This is a genomic window from Acidaminococcus fermentans DSM 20731, from assembly GCF_000025305.1.
Classification (GTDB): Bacteria; Bacillota; Negativicutes; order Acidaminococcales; family Acidaminococcaceae; genus Acidaminococcus; species Acidaminococcus fermentans.
In genome coordinates this window covers 249,109-266,545 of the sequence record NC_013740.1, presented here as the reverse complement: position 1 = coordinate 266,545, position 17,437 = coordinate 249,109, and the positions used below count along the sequence as shown (strand labels likewise).

General features: G+C 56.4%; 18 protein-coding genes, 1 tRNA gene, 1 pseudogene and 1 other annotated feature. Of the genes and pseudogenes, 5 read left to right on the top strand and 15 right to left on the bottom strand.

Going from position 1 to position 17,437, the window contains the following annotated elements:
- The first annotated feature begins 96 nt into the window (after nucleotides 1-96).
- Both ACFER_RS01155 and ACFER_RS01150 read left to right on the top strand, forming a co-directional pair.
- Nucleotides 97-873: an AzlC family ABC transporter permease gene (locus tag ACFER_RS01155; RefSeq protein ID WP_012937617.1), complete on the top strand. Its 777-nt coding sequence runs from the start codon at nucleotides 97-99 to the stop codon at nucleotides 871-873.
- On the top strand, nucleotides 870-1,202 hold the full coding sequence (locus ACFER_RS01150; RefSeq protein WP_012937616.1) for an AzlD domain-containing protein: 333 nt from the start codon (nucleotides 870-872) through the stop codon (nucleotides 1,200-1,202). Before ACFER_RS01155 ends, ACFER_RS01150 begins: the two co-directional genes overlap by 4 nt.
- A 138-nt stretch (nucleotides 1,203-1,340) precedes the next feature.
- On the opposite strand, the gene ACFER_RS01145 is transcribed toward ACFER_RS01150, so the two are convergent.
- Nucleotides 1,341-1,859, bottom strand: a complete 519-nt coding sequence (locus tag ACFER_RS01145; protein ID WP_012937615.1) for a folate family ECF transporter S component — start codon at nucleotides 1,857-1,859, stop codon at nucleotides 1,341-1,343.
- Between the two features lie 3 nt (nucleotides 1,860-1,862).
- A complete protein-coding gene (locus ACFER_RS01140) occupies nucleotides 1,863-2,831 on the bottom strand; it encodes an agmatinase (RefSeq protein WP_012937614.1) in 969 nt (322 codons plus the stop codon).
- A gap of 190 nt (nucleotides 2,832-3,021) precedes the next feature.
- On the opposite strand from ACFER_RS01140, the gene ACFER_RS01135 reads away from it, so the two are divergent.
- Nucleotides 3,022-3,774 carry an IclR family transcriptional regulator gene (locus ACFER_RS01135; RefSeq protein WP_012937613.1) on the top strand — a complete coding sequence of 251 codons (753 nt, stop codon included), beginning with the start codon at nucleotides 3,022-3,024 and terminating at the stop codon, nucleotides 3,772-3,774.
- A gap of 121 nt (nucleotides 3,775-3,895) precedes the next feature.
- Here the strand turns inward: ACFER_RS01135 and ACFER_RS01130 are convergent, their stop codons facing one another.
- From ACFER_RS01130 to ACFER_RS01080, 11 genes are all read right to left on the bottom strand, one after another.
- On the bottom strand, nucleotides 3,896-4,276 hold the full coding sequence (locus ACFER_RS01130; protein ID WP_012937612.1) for a RidA family protein: 381 nt from the start codon (nucleotides 4,274-4,276) through the stop codon (nucleotides 3,896-3,898).
- Between the two features lie 170 nt (nucleotides 4,277-4,446).
- Nucleotides 4,447-5,517, bottom strand: a complete 1,071-nt coding sequence (locus ACFER_RS01125) for an ABC transporter ATP-binding protein (RefSeq protein WP_012937611.1) — start codon at nucleotides 5,515-5,517, stop codon at nucleotides 4,447-4,449.
- A gap of 14 nt (nucleotides 5,518-5,531) precedes the next feature.
- Nucleotides 5,532-7,217, bottom strand: a complete 1,686-nt coding sequence (locus ACFER_RS01120) for an ABC transporter permease (RefSeq protein ID WP_041666071.1) — start codon at nucleotides 7,215-7,217, stop codon at nucleotides 5,532-5,534.
- A gap of 110 nt (nucleotides 7,218-7,327) precedes the next feature.
- Nucleotides 7,328-8,371 carry an ABC transporter substrate-binding protein gene (locus ACFER_RS01115; protein WP_012937609.1) on the bottom strand — a complete coding sequence of 348 codons (1,044 nt, stop codon included), beginning with the start codon at nucleotides 8,369-8,371 and terminating at the stop codon, nucleotides 7,328-7,330.
- 129 nt (nucleotides 8,372-8,500) lie between these two features.
- Nucleotides 8,501-9,376, bottom strand: coding sequence for an NAD(P)-dependent oxidoreductase (locus ACFER_RS01110; RefSeq protein ID WP_012937608.1), 876 nt, complete (start codon nucleotides 9,374-9,376; stop codon nucleotides 8,501-8,503).
- Nucleotides 9,377-9,467: 91 nt separating this feature from the next.
- A complete protein-coding gene (locus tag ACFER_RS01105; RefSeq protein ID WP_148213896.1) occupies nucleotides 9,468-10,223 on the bottom strand; it encodes a hypothetical protein in 756 nt (251 codons plus the stop codon).
- 84 nt (nucleotides 10,224-10,307) lie between these two features.
- The gene (locus ACFER_RS01100; RefSeq protein WP_012937606.1) at nucleotides 10,308-11,291 is read right to left on the bottom strand and encodes a bile acid:sodium symporter family protein; all 984 of its coding nucleotides are present in this window, start codon (nucleotides 11,289-11,291) and stop codon (nucleotides 10,308-10,310) included.
- An 84-nt stretch (nucleotides 11,292-11,375) separates the two neighbouring features.
- Nucleotides 11,376-11,631: a binding site (T-box leader), on the bottom strand.
- Between the two features lie 90 nt (nucleotides 11,632-11,721).
- Nucleotides 11,722-13,161, bottom strand: coding sequence for a YfcC family protein (locus tag ACFER_RS01095; RefSeq protein ID WP_012937605.1), 1,440 nt, complete (start codon nucleotides 13,159-13,161; stop codon nucleotides 11,722-11,724).
- A gap of 22 nt (nucleotides 13,162-13,183) precedes the next feature.
- Nucleotides 13,184-14,338 carry a M20 family metallopeptidase gene (locus tag ACFER_RS01090; protein ID WP_012937604.1) on the bottom strand — a complete coding sequence of 385 codons (1,155 nt, stop codon included), beginning with the start codon at nucleotides 14,336-14,338 and terminating at the stop codon, nucleotides 13,184-13,186.
- Nucleotides 14,339-14,491: 153 nt separating this feature from the next.
- Nucleotides 14,492-15,175 (bottom strand): LrgB family protein, encoded by a 684-nt coding sequence (locus ACFER_RS01085; RefSeq protein WP_012937603.1) that lies wholly within the window; start codon nucleotides 15,173-15,175, stop codon nucleotides 14,492-14,494.
- A complete protein-coding gene (locus ACFER_RS01080) occupies nucleotides 15,168-15,536 on the bottom strand; it encodes a CidA/LrgA family protein (protein WP_012937602.1) in 369 nt (122 codons plus the stop codon). The genes ACFER_RS01085 and ACFER_RS01080 overlap by 8 nt, the downstream gene beginning before the upstream one ends.
- 264 nt (nucleotides 15,537-15,800) lie before the next feature.
- Here ACFER_RS01080 and ACFER_RS01075 point away from each other — a divergent pair.
- Together ACFER_RS01075 and ACFER_RS11930 are read left to right on the top strand one after the other, a co-directional pair.
- Nucleotides 15,801-16,391 (top strand): annotated as a pseudogene (locus ACFER_RS01075) (lyase family protein); the annotation flags it as partial.
- On the top strand, nucleotides 16,337-16,627 hold the full coding sequence (locus ACFER_RS11930; RefSeq protein WP_336433153.1) for a hypothetical protein: 291 nt from the start codon (nucleotides 16,337-16,339) through the stop codon (nucleotides 16,625-16,627). The pseudogene ACFER_RS01075 and the gene ACFER_RS11930, both read left to right, overlap by 55 nt.
- 51 nt (nucleotides 16,628-16,678) lie before the next feature.
- Here ACFER_RS11930 and ACFER_RS01070 read toward each other — a convergent pair.
- Both ACFER_RS01070 and ACFER_RS01065 read right to left on the bottom strand, forming a co-directional pair.
- Nucleotides 16,679-16,755 (bottom strand) — tRNA-Arg (locus tag ACFER_RS01070).
- Nucleotides 16,756-16,950: 195 nt separating this feature from the next.
- The gene (locus tag ACFER_RS01065; protein ID WP_012937600.1) at nucleotides 16,951-17,382 is read right to left on the bottom strand and encodes a hypothetical protein; all 432 of its coding nucleotides are present in this window, start codon (nucleotides 17,380-17,382) and stop codon (nucleotides 16,951-16,953) included.
- Nucleotides 17,383-17,437: the final 55 nt, after the last annotated feature.

The window sequence follows — 17,437 nt, the reverse complement described above, 5'->3', positions numbered from 1 at the left end:
ACCATATCTCCCTTTCTATAGTAAAAATTTGTAAAGTGGTATATAATATGGGACAAAGAATTCTGTATCCAATATACAAAGAAAGAGGGGTCTTTTATGGGCTATATTACACGGCGTGTACTGCAGAAAGATGCTCCCATCATCCTGGGCTACTGGGTCCTGGGCATGGCCTGCGGCATGTTGGGCGAAAAAGCCGGTCTGAATCCGTTCCATATGTTCATCATGAGCGTCCTGGCCTTTGCCGGCAGTTCCCAGTTCATCGGGATTGCCATGATGCTCCAGAGCGCTTCCTATATCTCCATCGCCCTGACCATCCTGATGGTGAACCTGCGATACTCCCTGTTCACGTCCACCCTGGCCCCTCTGGTTGCCAGGAAATCCGGCCTGTACACCACCCTCTTTTCCTACGGCACCACCGATGAGACCTTTGCCCTGAATCTGTCCTCCTTCCAGGATGAAGAAGAACACTGGACCCACGAGGAAGCCCTGGGCCTGGATCTCCTGAGCATGGTGGTATGGGCCATCGCCAACGCCTTCGGTTGCTACGCCTCCCGGCTGGTCCACCTGGATCTGTCCCTGGTGTCCTACATCCTGACGGCCATGTTCCTGGGGATCTGGTCCAACTACCTGAAGAACCGGACCATGATCATCACCGGCCTTGCTGCCGGTGTCCTGGCCGTCCTGCTGTCCCAGGTGGTGCCTTACAAGCTCCACATTGTCCTGGCTTCCCTGATTCCCTCCGGAATCGCTGCCTGGTTGTACATGAAGCATGGGGGAAAAGGAGCCAGTCCTTCGGAAGAGGGGGAAAAACTGTCAGAAACCGATGATGAGGAAGTCTATGGAACCATGGAGGAAGGAGGAAGCGACGTATGACCCCTATGAACCAGACCTACATTCTGACTGTTGTCTTGATCATGGCCCTGACGGGCTTTCTGCCCCGGGTGATCCCCATGGCCATCATACGGAAACATCCCATTCCCCAATGGTTCAAGGTGTGGCTGAATTTCGTCCCGCCGGCGATTTTCGGTGCCCTGGTATTTCCGGATATTTTCCTCACGGAAGGTCATCTGAACCTGTCCCTCCACAACATTCCCCTGCTGACCACCCTGCTGATCACTCCCCTGGTGCTGAAGACCAAATCCCTGGGAGTGGCGGTACTGGCCGGCGGTGGCGTATTTGCCTTGCTGGAATATGTATTGTAAAAAACAGGTGCTGCACAGAACGTGCAGCACCTGTTTTTTGTCAGCTGTCAGCGGTCAGCGGCCGATGGAAATCAATTTTACAAATTGATCTTGAGATAAAAAGGAAAGACCGGGAGGATTTTTTTCACACCCCTTTATTTATTTTCCCAGCGGGACCAGATTTTTCCGGAGCACCGGCAGCACCAGGCTCAGCAGCAGGAATTTGATGACAATCCCTGCGGCACACTGGAACAGCCGCAGGGTCAGCAGGCTTTCCAGGGAAACCTGGAACAGCACGGTCAGCCAGAAGGTGTTCAGCAGCAGGCTGATGGCCACCTGGACCAGAAGAACCGCCAGGAGGATCTGCCGTTTTCCGGTGCCTTTGCGGAAGCACCAGCCGTAAATCGCCCCATCCAGGAAACTGGACAGGGTGAACCCGGGGAAATAGGCCCCCACCGGGAACAGCAGGGCCCCGATCAGATCCCCCAGGGCACCGGTGATGCCCCCGGCCAGGGGACCGCCCCACAGGGCCGCCGCCACCACCGGCAGGAAGCTGAAGCCGATTTTCAAATTCCAGGTATGGAGGGACAGGAACCGGGCCAGGATCACCTCCATGGCCACACAGAACCCGATCATGGTGATCCACTGGCCGGGCCGTCTTTTCTGCAGGCCCGTCATGGCTCAGCCCTTTTTCTTTTCCCGGGCTTTGGTGGCAAAGCCCAGCATGTCGGAAATCAGCCGGGCGGCCAGATACCCGGTGGTCCCCCCCACATCATCGAAGGGAGGAGCCACTTCCGTCAGCACCATCCCGGCCAGTTCCGTATGCCGGGCAATGGCTTCCAGGATATCCACCGCATCATCATAGTTGAAGCCGCCGAACATGGGGGATCCGGTAGCCGGGGCATAGACCGCATCCATGGCATCGATGTCAAAGCACAGGACGGCTTTTTCCGCCGGTTTGAATTCCTCCAGGATGGCTTCGATCCCCTTTTTCCGTACATCCCGGACGGAATAGATCCCGTCCCCGTGTTCCCGGGCTTCGGCGAAATCTTCCGGACCGCTGCTGCCGATGCCCCGGATCCCCAGATGGAGGATCCGGCCCACATAGGGCAGAGCCGCCGCATTCCGCATGGGAGATCCGTTGAAATATTTCTGTCCGTCCAGAGGTTTGGTCCAGTCCAGATGGGCATCGATGTGGATGATGTCAAAATTCCCGATGCCTTCCAGCCCCTGGAGTACCGGGAAGTCCACGGCACAGTCGCCCCCCAGGACCACGGGCATGGTGCCCTGGCTCTGGATAATCCGTACCGCCTCCCGCAGGTTGGCCATGGTGCCGGTCAGATCCCCGGGAATGTAGTCCGCATCCCCGCAGTCCACCACTTTCCATTTATCCGTATCCATGTAGAATTCTTTCCGTTCCGAATCGTAGGTTCCGCCTTTTTTGTAGGTGAACCGGGTGGAGCCCAGACGGATGCCCCGGGGCCCCAGCCGGCAGCCGGTACGGCCCTGGATGGCCAGGTCGAAAGGTGCGCCCAGCACCGCAATATCCGCGTTCAGGTTGTAGATATCCGGAGCCAGATCCGTTTTGGCGAAGGTTGCAATGCCCGTAGGGGCCATATTCAAAGGTTTCTGCAGACTGAAGTTATCCATGTGCGTTCTCCTCTTCTTTCTGATTGCTGCGTTTCCGCTTATGGGTCCATTATAGGAAGACCCCTGAGGGAAGTCAACGAAATCGGACACTATTTCGAAATATGGACACTATAGTGAAACAAATTACCTTGACGGTCTTCCTTTTCTCTCCGTATAATGGGAACAAATCAAGGAAAGTGAGGTCCTGTCCATGGCCGAAACCACCCCGGCCGTCCATTCCGTCCTCCATGCCATCCGGATCCTGGAACTGTATGCGGCCCAGCGCCGGGAATCCCTGAGCCTGACGGAAATCAGCAAGGCCCTGGGACTCCACAAAACCACTGTCTACCGGATCCTGCGCACCCTCCAGCAGGCCGGCTGGATGGAGCAGTCCGCCAAAACCGGAAAATACTACCTGGGTACCGGGATCCTGCTGGTGGCTTCCGCGGTTTCCGTCCACAACACCTCCCGGGATCTCCTTTCGGAAGAGATGCACCGGCTGGCAGAAAAATTCAATGAAACAGTGGTCCTGTCCGTGCTCCTGGGCCATACGGGCATCTGTGCGGACCTGGCCAAAAGCCGGCACCGGCTGGGAGTGGCCGGAGAGCGGGGCTACATCGTCCCTCTTCAGAGCGGGGCCTCCGGCAAGACCCTGCTGGCCGCCCAGCCGGAACCCCTGCGGGAGCAGCTGCTCCAGGAACTGGAACCGGACCGGACCCGGCAGCGGATCCTGAAGAACCAGCTGCTGAAAATCCGCCAGGACGGGTACTGTATTTCAGAAGGGGAAGTGGACCAGGGGGTGGCCGCCATCGCCATGCCCCTCCGTCTGAAAGACAATATCTTCGTTCTGTCCATTTCCGGCCCGGTGGACCGGCTCCGTGCCCTGACCTATCCGGTGCTCCGCCAGGGCCTGGCAGAAACCGTAACCCGGCTGGAACGGAAGAGTATGCTGGTGGAAGAGTAAAAAAGGAGCTGTGAAGAAATAAATCCGCATTTCTTCACAGCTCCTTTTTCTGTCAGCGGTCAACAGTCAGCTGTCAGCTGACCGTTGACGGGTCTGTTGCCCATAGCAACAGACCCCTTTATCACTTGCATGCAAACGCTTCGATTTCCACCAGGGCCCCTTTGGGCAGGGCGGCCACCTGGAAACAGGCCCGGGCCGGGCACACGCCGGTGAAGAAAGTGCCGTACACTTCATTCATGGGACCGAAGTCCGCAATATCGCTGAGGAGCACCGTGGTCTTCACCACATCATCCAGGGTATAGCCGGCGGCTTCCAGGATGTTCTTCACATTGGTCAGGGACTGGCGGGTCTGGGTCACGATATCCGTGCCGGCAAATTCACCGGTGGCCGGATCGATGGGAATCTGACCGGATACGTACACCGTCTTGCCGGAAGCCTCGATGGCCTGGGAATAGGGTCCGATGGCTCCGGGAGCCTTGGGGGTTGCAATCTGTCTGTTCATGGGAAAGACCTCCTTGAGAATACTATCAGGGTTATTATACCATGGAAAAAGGGGTGCTGCATGGGCAGCCCTTTGCTTTTTGTCAACTGTCAACAGCCATGGGAAATCAAATTTTGCAAATTTATCATCCGAACGTTGACAGGGCGGTTGCCCATGCAACAGCTCTTCTTTCACGTAATCACATAATTGCTCTTCTCATTGTCCAGCAGGATCACATCCGCCAGGTCCAGATAGATGGGCTCTCCATCCGCCCACTGGTGGTAGCTGCTGCCATGGGTCATGACCCGGAGCACCTGGCCCCCCACCTGGATCCGGTAATCCACCGCATCTCCCATGTAGAACCGGTGCTTCACCGTGCCCTGGAGCATGCCTCCGGTTTTGGACAGGGTCAGGTTTTCCGGCCGTACCCCGATCACTGCCGGGCCCTGGGCCAGATTCTCCTTGTTGGGGAAGGAGACCTGAGTGCCCTGGACAAAGACCCGGTCCCCCCGGACTTCCGCCGGCAGGAAATTCACCAGGCCGATGAAATCCGCCACCATTTTGTTCACCGGATGGGTGTAGACATCATAGGGCCGTCCCACCTGCTGAACCACCCCGGCGTTCATCACCACGATCCGGTCGCTCATGGTCATGGCTTCCGACTGGTCATGGGTCACGTAGATCACGGTGATCCCCAGCCGTTTCTGGAGGGAAGAAATCTCGAACCGCATGCTTTCCCGGAGCTTGGCATCCAGGTTGGACAACGGTTCGTCCAGCAGCAGGAGCCCCGGCTGGGCGATCAGGGCCCGGGCCAGTGCCACCCGCTGCTGCTGTCCCCCGGAAAGCTGGCTGGGATACCGTTCTCCGTACCGTTCCAGATGGACCATTTCCAGGGCTTCTTCCACCCGTTTCTTCCGTTCCTCTCTGGAGACTTTCTGGATCTTCAGGGGATAGGCTACGTTTTCCCCCACCGTCATATGGGGCCATACCGCATAGGACTGGAACACCATGCCGATGTTCCGTTTTTCCGGAGGCACGAACACATGGGATTCCGCACTGCTCACCACCGTATCCCCCAGCAGGATATTTCCTTCCGTAGGCCGTTCAAAGCCGGCAATCATCCGCAGGGTGGTGGATTTCCCGCAGCCGGATGGCCCCAGGAAGGAAATGAATTCCCCGTCCGCCACATCCAGATTGAAATCCCCCACGGCCGTAACGCTGCCGAACCGTTTGTACAGATGTTCCAATTTGACTTGAGACACAATGAACCTCCTCATTAAATGGCAATATTGCCCTTGGACACTTTGTTCAGGATCAGGTTCCCCACCATGACGATCACCAGGATGATTACGGACAGCACCGAGGCGTTCTGGGTATCCGCATAGGTCTGGAGTTCGTACAGCAGCACCCCGATGGTCTGGGTATCACTGCCGTACAGCAGGTTGGACATGGTCAGTTCATAGAAGCTGGGCATGAAGATCAGGAACCAGCCGGCCACAATGGAGGGAGCGATCAGGGGCATGATGATGTCCTTGCAGATCCGCAGCCAGTCGGCCCCGGCATTGAGCCCGGCTTCTTCCAGGCTGCTGGAGACCTGGCTCAGGGAGGCGGCGATGGTCCGGACACTCATGGTCATGTATTTCACCAGATAGCTGACGATCAGGATCCACATGCTGGAATACAGGTTCAGCCCGTAGTTGCCGGAAAAGAAGATGATCAGGGCCAGGGCGATGACCACGCTGGGGGTACTGCCCCCCACCATCACCAGGATATCCGGCAGGGACCGGCCCGGCACCCGGGTCTTGACGGACAGATAGGCCACGAACAGGGCCAGTACCGTACCGATACAGGCGGAAAGGAAGGCATAGCCCAGGGACCGCCAGATGCAGTCCAGATACTGGCTGTTCTCCAGCACCGGGATCCAGGCATCGATGCCGAAATTGTCCAGCCGGATGCCCTTGGACATACTGACCATGAAAGAGGTCATCACAATGGACCCCAGGGGCAGGATCACTGCCAGGAAGGCATACAGGCCCACAAAGAAGGTGGCCAGCCCTTTCCACCGGCCCAGTTCCACCAGCACCGGACGGGTGCTTTTCCCGCTGATGGTGGTGTAGTCCTTCCGGCCCATGAGCCAGCTCATGAAGAACAGCAGCCCGTTGGCCAGGAACATCAGGGAAACCGCCAGGGTGGTGGCATTCCGGATTCCCTGGTCATCCCCCATATAGACAAAGGACACGATCCGGGTGGTGAGCACTTCGATATTTCCGGGCATCCCCACAATGGCCGGGATCCCGAAACAGGATCCGGATCCGATGAACACCAGCAGTCCCCCGGCCAGGATACTGGGAGCCATCAGGGGCAGGGTCACATCCCACAGGGCTTTGAGGGGAGACGCACCGGCGATCCGGGAGGCCTCCTCCAGGGTGGGATCCATCTTTTCCATGGCCCGGGAAATGGTGATGAAGGCAAAGGGAGAATAGAATAAGGTCAGGACCCAGATCATCCCGCCCCGGGTATAGATGTTGAACGGTGCCTGGGACAGGGAAAACAGGGTTTTCAGCAGCTGATTCAGATATCCCACATCCGGATTCAGCAGCTGGGTCCAGGCAATGGCCCCCACATAGGGAGGGATCATGTAGCTGGCCACCAGGATGGTCCGGAACTTTTTCCGTCCCGGCAGATCCGTCCGGCCGATGAGCCAGGCCAGGGGAAAGGTGACCAGCACACTGAGCAGCATTACCAGCAGGGAAATCTCCACGGTGTTCCGCAGGGCTTTCAGGTTCACCTTCTGGCTGTACACTGCTGCATAACTGCTCAGGTCAAAGGTTCCGTCCACCATCACGCTGTCCCAGATCAGCACTGCCAGAGGCAGCACGATGAAGTACAGCAGCGCCAGGACGGTAAGGGCAATGACCGCAGACTTACTGTCGATGCGAGGCAAATTCCATTTTTTCACCATAGACTCCTTTGGATACAGTGAGGCAGAAAGGGAGCCAGGGCTGGATTCCAGTCCCCGGCTCCCTTCTGTCTCCAGGCATTATGGGCATCCTGTTCCTTTACAGAGCCGGATCAGGCATCCATGACTCTGGACCGGAATTCTTCTTTGATCTTGGATTCATCCCGGGTCAGTTTTTCCCAGTCCACTTTCAGGGCATTCTTCAGCAGTTCCTTCAGGCTGTATTTGGCCCCTTTGGGTTTTTCCACATCATCCCGCACAGAATGCATCCAGCCGGCAGTCACCGCCGCCTGGCCTTCCTTGCTCAGCCACCAGTCGGTCAGGGCCTTGGCTCCTTCCGGATTCTTGGTGGCCTTGAAGATGCCGATGGGAGAAGAGATCAGGATGCAGCCTTCCTTGGGATAAACCACTTCCAGGGGCTCCTTCTTGGTCTGCTGGAGCTTCAGGATATTTTCTTCCAGGATGATGGCCGCCATGTATTCCCCGGTGAGCAGTTTGTTCTGGATGGCGCTGTTGCCTTCTTCCACCCGGAGACCGTTGGCCTTCAGGGCATCAAAGTATTCCCAGCCGAACTTGTCCGCCAGGGAGCCCACAGCCACATAGGCGGTCCCGGACAGCAGCGGGTTGGGCATGGCGATCCGGCCCTTGTACTTGGGATTGGTCAGATCCTGCCAGCTGGTGGGCACGTCTTCCGGTTTCAGTTTGTCTTTGTTGTAGGCGATGATCATGTTGCAGACCCGGACCGCCGCCCAGGCTCCGTCCTTGTCCACTTCCATGATGTGATGTTTGGTTTCCGGAGATTTGTAATCCAGCAGCAGCCCCTTGTTCTTCAGATAAATGTAGTAGGAAGGATCCGCCACCATCAGCACATCGTCGCTGATTTTGTTGGCTTTCACTTCGCCGGCGATCTTGGTCTTGATTTTTTCCGTCCCGCCCTGGAACCAGCTGACTTTCAGGTCCGGGAAGGCCTTCTGGACTTTGGGTTTACACATGGAATTGACGATATCCGGATACATGGAAGTATAGACCATCACATTCCCGGAAACACCCTTTTTCCCGTCGGCCGCTTTTTTGTCTCCTCCGCCGCAGCCGGTCAGCAGGAGTGTCCCACAGGCCAGGAGAGCCGCTGCTGCGGCCAGCCATTTCTTTCTACCCATACGATCCCATCCTTTCCTGATGATTTTCTCTATTCCGATAATTTTGGATGCCCTGATGCCTGTCAGGGATGATTTTCTCCAGTATATCCGGAACAGTCCGGAAAAACGTCAAAAATCAGTTTTTATCCATTACTTTTTTTCATAATAGGTGAACAGGGCCTGGGTCCCCAGATCCCCTTTTCCTTCCTTGGCCAGTTCCCGGTATTCCTTCAGCACCTGATGGAGTACCGGAAGGGACAGATCCTTTTTCTCCGCTTCTTCTTCCGCCAGCCCCATATCCTTGATGAAATGCTTCAGGAAGAATCCGGGGGCATAGTCTCCCTGGATGATCTTGGGCCCGAAAGCGTTCAGCTGGGCGCTGCCGGCGGCTCCGGTGGATACAGCCTTCAGCAGGATCTCCAGGTCCAGACCGTTGGCCTGGGCATAGCGCAGGGCTTCACAGACCCCGGACAGGGCCCCGGCGATCATAATCTGGTTGGCCATCTTGGCGTGCTGCCCCATGCCGGCTTCCCCCATATAGTTGATGTTGGTGCCCATCCCCTGGAACACCGGCTGGAGGGTGTCGAAATCTTCCCGGTCACCTCCCGCCAGGATGGACAGAGTCCCGTTCCGTGCCCCGGTATCCCCGCCGGTCACCGGTGCATCCATCACATGGAAGCCCCGTTTCGTCCCTTCTTCATACAGTTTCCGGGCCAGGGTGGGGCTGGTAGTGGTCATGTCAATCAGGTAACTTCCCGGCACAGCGCTTTCCATCAGAGCACCGGGAGCAAAATAGACTTCCTCCACATCCCGGGGAAAACCCACAATGGTGATCACGCACTGGCAGGTTTTGGCCAGACCGGCAATGGAATCATGGACGGCCACGCCTTTCTCTTTCAGGTCCGCCACCTTTTCCGGATGCCGGGCATAGCAGTGCATGACATAACCGGCCTTTTGCAGATTCCGCAACATGGATTTCCCCATGATGCCCGTACCGATAAAACCAATATCACGGATTTCCGTCATACAAATCCCCTCTTTTCCAAGAAATCAGAATTAAATCACATCATTTAAAATCATTATAATTTATCCGATTGGAGGATGGCAAGGGGGAATCTCACTTCCCCCTGCTGGGCGTGACTTTCAGGGTATTGATGATGTTGGTGAGCTTGTGGCTGTCTTCTTTCCAGTAGCCGTCATCCGCCTTGTTCCACACCACCGTCAGGTTATGGACCCGGTCCCAGTTGAACAGCGTCCACCGTTCCGCATGGAAGGTCATCAGATGCTGTCCCTGTCGGAGGATTTCCATATCATAACTGGTATGGAGGTTTTCCACTCCGTTGACGATGGTGCTTTCCATGGGCTGCCAGTTGCTGAATTTCAGGGCATAACCTTCCGGCATCCGCTTTTGGTAGACGCCTTCCAGGCTCTTCCGGGTAATGTCCCCGAACTCTTTGATTTCATTTCCCTTCAGTCCGATGTTCTGTCCGTACCGGGGCATTTTTTCCGGGCTGGCCACAGTCCGGAACTCTACCCATACCAGGTGCTCATCGGTATTCCAGGGGACCGGGTCCAGCTTTCCGCTCTGGACGAACACGGAGCCAGGGCTCTTCACCACTTGCTGGTCCGCCTCCAGCCACTTTTTCAGCAGGGGATCCAGATCCGGATTTTTCAACAGGGAGTCCCGGGTTTCCTGGCTCTGGAGGATCATTTCCGGAGGCACGGAGAAAGAAGCCTGGGCCCCGGCTTTGATTTCCACCCAGCCCGGGTAGGAAGCCACATGGACCTCTTCCGTTTTGTTGGCCTCTTTGCCGCAGCCGGCCCCCAGCAAAAGGCCCAGCAGGCAGCAAAGAAGCATGATTTTTTTCAGCATGAACATTCCCGCCTTTCTGTTACGGGGATTATTATAGCATAAAAAAGAAAGGGGCTGTTGCTCATGCAACAGCCCCCCTTTCATTCAGTCTCCCACTGCCACCGATGCTTCTTCGGCGGCTTTCTGTCTGGCTTCGTACCGGTCCATGTTCCGGGCGAACAGGCCGGCCAGGAAGGAACCGGTGATCTGATGGACCGCAGCCCCCACGGCAGCCGGGATGGCCACCGCCGGTGCAAAATACACGGCGCAGATGGACAGGGCCAGGGCATCATTCTGCATCCCCACTTCCAGGGTTACGGAATGCTGCTGGGGTTTGCCCATGCCCAGTTTCCCGGTAACAAAGTACCCCAGGCCGAAACCGGCCAGATTGTGGAGCAGCACCAGCACCACCACAAAGGCTCCCAGGGCCACGATCTTGGCCCCGTTCACGGCCACCACACCGCCCAGGATGGACAGGACCGCAAAAGCGGAGAGCAGCACCAGGACTTTCTGGACCTGGGCCAGGAATTTTTCCCCCACCACTTTGTGGACCAGGAGCCCCAGCACCAGGGGCACCAGGATCACTTTCATAACGGTGAGCGCCATGGAAACGAAGGAAACGTTCACATATTCACCGGCCAGGGCCCACACCAGGAAGGGCATCATCACAGGGGCAAGCAGGGTGGAAACGGTGGTGACGGATACGGCCAGGGGCACATCCCCTTTGGCCAGGAAGCTCATCACATTGGAGGCCGTGCCGCTGGGGCAGGAGCCCAGGAGCACCATGCCCACCGCCAGATCCGGGCTCAGGTGGAAAACTTTGGTCAGGGCAAAGGCCACCAGGGGCATGATGGTGTAATGGCACACCGTACCGGCCAGCACTTCTTTGGGCCGCTGGAGCACCAGTTTGAAGTCAGACACGTGAAGGGTCATCCCCATACCGAACATCACCACTCCCAGGAGCCATACCGTATAGTGCACGGACCAGGAGAAGGCTCCCGGAACAAAATAGCCGCCCACGATGGTGGCCAGTACCAGCCAGGTCAGATTCTTCCCTACAAAACCACTTACTTTCGTCAACAGATTCATTGTCCATTCCCTCCAAAAAGTTTTTCTGCAAAAATCAAACGGCTGATGGCGTCCCTGGGAGAAAAAGAAAAGCGCTTTGCCTCTCTAAGAGACAAAGCGCTGTGCTCTGCGGTACCACTCTTGTTGTCGCCTGTGCGACCCCTTTGTTCAAGCATCTCCGGATTTTCCTTCCAATGCCGGACAGGATAACGGCTGTCAGCCGGCCCCACTTACTTGCATCCTTTCAGCGGGCAGCTCCTGGGTGATTTTCCTTTTCCGCTGTACATCCTGCCTCGCACCATGCGGCAGGTTCTCTGGAATGTCAGGCTGGACAAGTACTTTTCCCATTCAACACTGTCTGATGTTTTGTTATGGGCTTTATTATACGCTTCCAGGAAAATTTGTCAACAAGTTTTTTTCGAGTCCGCAGTTCAAAGACATTGATACGCCATCAGAAGGGTCCGAAATGGATGGCGGAAGCATACCACATCACCACAAAGGCAAAGATCCATTCCAGCCCCAACAGCGGGAAGGCGAACTTCCACCAGCGCCGGAGCGGCACACCGGCTACGGTGAGCACGGTCATGGTGGTGCCGCTGGCCGGGGTGATCATGTTGGTGAAGGCATCCCCCATCTGGAAGGCCAGTACCGCAGTCTGCCGGGTGAGGCCCACCAGGTCCGCCAGAGGCGCCATGATGGGCATGGTGATGGCTGCCTGGCCGGAACCGGAAGGCACCACCAGGTTGAACACATCCTGGACGATGAACATGCCGAAGCCCAGCAGGGAGTGGGGGAACACATTGAGCCCGGCTGCCAGGTAATAGATGATGGTGTCCAGGATCTTGCTGTCCCCCATGAGCAGGGTTACCCCTTTGCACAGGGAAACCATCATGCAGGGCATGGCCATGTTCTTCACCCCGCCGATGAAGGCGTTGGCAAAGGTATTGATGCTGAGCCGGCCCACGATGCCGGCAAAGACGGCCATCATCAGGAACAGGGCAGCCAGTTCGTCCATGTAGAACCCGAACTTGATGACTCCCACCAGGATGGCGGCCACAGTGACCACAAAGCCGGCCATGATCACTTTCTGCCGGCCGGTCATCAGGGCATTTTCCCCTTCATAGGCACTGAGATCCATCTGGGGCCGATAAATCTGGTCATAATCATACATGTAGCTCCGTTCCGGGTTTTTCTTGATTTTCCGGGCATACCACATGGTATAGCTTACGTTGATGAGAATCAGCACCGCCAGCATGACCATCCGGAACTCAATCCCGGAAAACATGGGCAGACCGGAAATGCTCTGGGCCACCCCTACGGTAAAGGCATTGGTCACCCCGGCGCCGTAGCCCCCGCTTACAGCCGCCAGAGGCAGGGCCACCGCCACAATGGAGTCAAACCCCAGCGCATAGCTCACCGCCATGATGAGGGGCACAAAGGCAATGTATTCTTCGCTGCAGCCGGCAAAAGTGCTCAGGCAGGTCATAATGGTCAGCATCACCGGGATCAGCAGCATTTCCCGACCCTTCACCTTGGTCACCACATGGCCCAGGGCTCCGTTGATGGCGCCGGTTTCCGCCATCACGTTCAGGGCCCCGCCGATGATCATCAGGAAGCCCACAATGCCGCTGGCCCCCTTGACCCCCCGGGGCACGGCCTTGAACACATCGAAGAAACCGGCCGGATGCCGGGCGATGAAGTGAAAGGTGTTGGGATCCACCACCATCCGGCCGCTGGCTGCATCCTTCACCCGCTCAAAGGCACCGGCGGGAATCAGATAGGTGGCAATGGCCGTGAGGATCAGGATGAAGAAAATAATGATGATCGGACTGGGTACCGACACTTTTTTGTTCACCGGCTTCTGGACGGTGTCCTGTTTGTTTTCAGTCATGACAACTCCCCTTTACAGCAGATCACAGACGGCAGATGGCCGCAGCCAGCAGCATGGTCCGTTCAAACATGGTTTCCACAATGGCATATTCCTGGAGGGTATGGGCGCCGTCCCCCTGAACTCCCACGGAATCCAGGATGGGGATCCCCGCCTGGGCCATGAAAGAGGCATCGGAACAGCCTCCCGGATGGGCAGCTCCGAAAGCCGGGATTCCGAAAGCCCTGGCCTCCTGGTTCACCAGATCCAGCAGCCGGTCATTGCCCTCCGTCCGCTCAAAGACGGGCATGAAGGCCGGGAATTCCACTTCCGTCCGGGTCCCGGGCACATGGGTCTCCGCACAGATGGCCCGGATGGCTTCCTGGAGCTTTTCCTTGTCTTCATTGTAATCATACCGGCAGTCCACTTCGATCCGGCAGGTGTCCGCCACCGCATTGGAAACGGTGCCTCCGGAAATGATGTCCGTGCTGACGATCCGGCCTTTTTCCAGATCCGTCAGGGCCCGGAGAGCAATGATCTTGTGGGCCATTTCCTCGATGGCATTGGCGGAGCGGGTATAGGCGTTGCCCACGTGGCCAGCTTTTCCATGGACGGTGATCCACACGTCCATGCAGCCTTTCCGGCCTACGGTGAGACAGTTGTCCATCCGGCCGGTTTCCAGGTTGAAGGCACACAGGCAGCCTCTGGCTTCTTCCGCCAGCAGCTGGGCAGCCCGGGAACCCTGGTGGGTGATTTCCTCGTCCGGGACGAAAAGCAGCTTGATGGGATGGCGGTCATAGCCGATCTTTTCCAGCACCCTGGCCAGATAGACCGCCATGACGATGCCCCCCTTCATGTCGCAGACACCGGGGCCATAGGCCTTTCCCTCCCAGATGGTGAAGGGATCTGCCGGATAGCTGCCGTTGGGGAATACCGTATCCAGGTGCCCGCTGAGAAGGATGGGCTGACCGGCCCGTTCCTTTCCGGACCAGGCCCGGATCAGAGGCGCCGCACCGGATTCCACCAGTTCACTTTCCATTCCCTGCCGTTCCAGATAGGCGGACACCTTTTCCATCAGGGTCTCCATCCGGTCTTTTTCCTTGCTGCCGGCCTGGAAATTGATCAGATCCTTCCAGAAATCCAGCATATCCTGCCGGAAGCTTTCCACCGCTTCCCGGATTTTTTCCTGTTGTTGCTCCATGGGATTCTCCTTTTCCTGCTCAAACAACACAGCCGATAATTTATACATAGATGGTGTATATTAATTTTTATTTTATCGAAAATCTTCGGAGTTGGCAATAGAAAAAGGGGCCTGTGAAAAAAATGATTTCTCATTTTTTCACAGCCCCTTTCGTCACATAAAAAACAACGCCAGCCCTGTGGTGATGATCCCGCACACACAAAGGGAGATGGAACTCATGGCTCCCTGGATCTTGCCGATTTCCAGAGCCTTGCTGGTCCCCACCGCATGGCTGCAGGCTCCGATGGCCACCCCTTCCGCCACAGGATCCGTAATGTGGAACAGTTTGCCCAGAAAGGGAGCCAGCACCGCCCCTTCGATGCCGGTGATCACCACGGCGCCCGCCGTGATGCCGGGAATGCCCCCTCCGTTTTCAGAGATCCCCAGGGCAATGGCCGTGGTGACGCTTTTGGGCAGCATGGAAGCGGAAAACACCGAATTGGTCCCGAACAGATGGCACAGGGCCAGGGCCGCTATGATGCTCCCCAGACTGCCGATGGTGCATCCCACCAGGATGGGCAGGAAATTCTCCTGGAGCACCTTCCGCTGCTGATAAATATTCAGGGCCAGCACCGCCGTGGCCGGTCCCAGCAGCATGGTGATGATGGATCCCCCCGCATTGAAATGTTTCAGAGGGACACCAGTGACCGTCAGGATCACCACGATCATCAGGGCAGAAGTCAGCACCGGGTTGCACAGCAACCAGCCGGTTTTTTTCTGGAATTTGACCCCCAGCACCCAGCAGATGAAGATCAGAGTCAGACCAAAGAACGGGGTCCGGGTAAAAGTATCAAACATGGGCAGTTCCTTTCTTTCTCCACAGCTTCAGGCAGAGCTGGACGCTCCAGCCGGTAATGAAATACACCAGAGGAGTGGTCACCAGGGTAATCACCAGGAAGGGAACCAGGTAATTCTTCAAGGTCTCCACATATTCCAGGGTCCCCACCACTGCCGGCACAAAGAAGATCCCCATGTTCCGGATGAAGAATCCCCCGGCATCCTGAATCTGTTCCGGCTTCAGGATCTTCCGGTACAGCAGAAAAGTCAGCACCAGCAGACTGAGCACACTGTAAGGCACCGTAAAGGGCAGGAACTCTGCGATTCCGATGCCGACCAGACAGACGCCGAAGATCAGCGCCAATTCCATCACAATATTCATAACTCCCCCTAAATCACTTGCAGCCGAAAGGCCATCTGATGCGTACAATTGTACAATACTATTAGTATATAGTATCCCGGCCCGGAAAGGAAGGGATAAAACTGATAATTCTATGAAAACGGTTCGTTTTTTTTCGAACATCCAATGGGTTTTCGCTTTCACTGTTTCGAAATGGTTTGAACGCTATTTTATTTTTTCTATTAATTGTTCGTTAAAATGGTTTATAATAAGGCCATAAATCATTTATCAAGGAGGAAAAAGGCCATGAGTCAGCAAAAACTCGAACGTTCGGAAAGTGATTCCATCGGTACGAAATCCGTCCCCCGGGACGCCTATTATGGGGTGCAGTCTCTCCGGGCTTTCGAAAATTTCCACATTACCGGTCAAACCACCCATCCGACCATGATCCGCAGCCTGGCTTACATCAAGAAAGCCTGCGCCCTGGCCAATGGTCGGGCCGGTGCCCTGAAGCCTGCATCCGCCAAAGCCATCGAGGCCGCCTGCGACCGCATCCTGGCAGGAGAATATCTGGACCAGTTCATCCAGGATCCCATCCAGGGAGGCGCCGGCACCTCTCTCAACATGAATGCCAATGAGGTGATCGCCAACATCGCCATTGAGATCCTGGGCGGGGAAAAAGGGGATTATTCCCTGATCCATCCCAACGATGAGGTAAACCGGGGACAGTCCACCAACGACGTGATCCCCACAGCCGGGAAACTGACGGTACTCTTCCTGCTGGAAGATCTGTACAAAAGTCTCCGTTCCCTGAAAGAGGCCTTTGCCCGGAAAGGCGTGGAATTCGATTCCATCCTGAAAATGGGCCGGACCCAGCTCCAGGATGCAGTCCCCATGTAGAAGGGATCACTGCCAACAAGGAACACTGCCAGCACCTGCTGAAGAAAAGCGACGGCATCGTCACGGCCCTGAGCCCCTACATCGGCTATGTGAAAGCCGCCAAGCTGGCCAAGGAATCCCTGGCCAGGAACATCCCGGTGGTGGAACTGGCCCGACAGCGCCACTACCTGTCCGACAAACAGCTGGAATCCGTGCTGGATCCGTACAAGATGACCACACCGGCAGTACGGTAAAACAAAAAGGACTGTGAAGGATTTCCTTCCCAGTCCTTTTTCATTGCCATGTGGTGCGATTGGCGCGAGTCGAACGCGCGACCCTCTGCTTAGGAGGCAGATGCTCTATCCAACTGAGCTACAACCGCATAACAAGATTATTATAACAATTGCTGTCCCTGGACGCAAGATACGCCCTTGTTTTCATCAGGGAATCTGGACATTTCATCGACGGGAAACTGCAAAACTGGGTTTCCGGTCTGTACCAACAAGCCCGCGACTCACGGCTCGCGACTCGTGACCAGAAGGGGGGGCTGTTGCACTTGCAACAGCCCCCCCTTCTCTTATCCCCACACCACCTTCATCCACTGTCCGTAGGCTTCTTCCAGATGCTGGGCCAGGGTGTTGAACAGGATGTAGACCAGTTCCCCGTCCACTTTCTGTCCCCGGCACAGGATGCAGGCATCCAGCACCAGGTTCCCTTCCTCATCCAGATAATACTTGAAGGCCTTGTATTTCCGGTTGGTTTCATCGATCTGCTTCAGCAGGGCGGTTTCGTTGGTCTTTTTCAGGGCCTTCTGGACCACCAGGATCCGCACCATGCCGTAGATGCTCAGGTCCCAGACCACCACTACCGGCAGCCGGGCCTCCTTCAGGGCCAGGTGGGACCGGAACACCACAGGTTTCAGATCTTCCCCGGAGATTTCCTCCAGGGTGAAGTCTTTCAGTTTTTCCTTGTCCAGGTAGTCCTGGAAACTTTGGGCTTTGGGGTTCATGCATTCTCCTTTTTCCAGTTCCCCAGAGGCTTGCCGGGCGACACGGCCCGGTAAG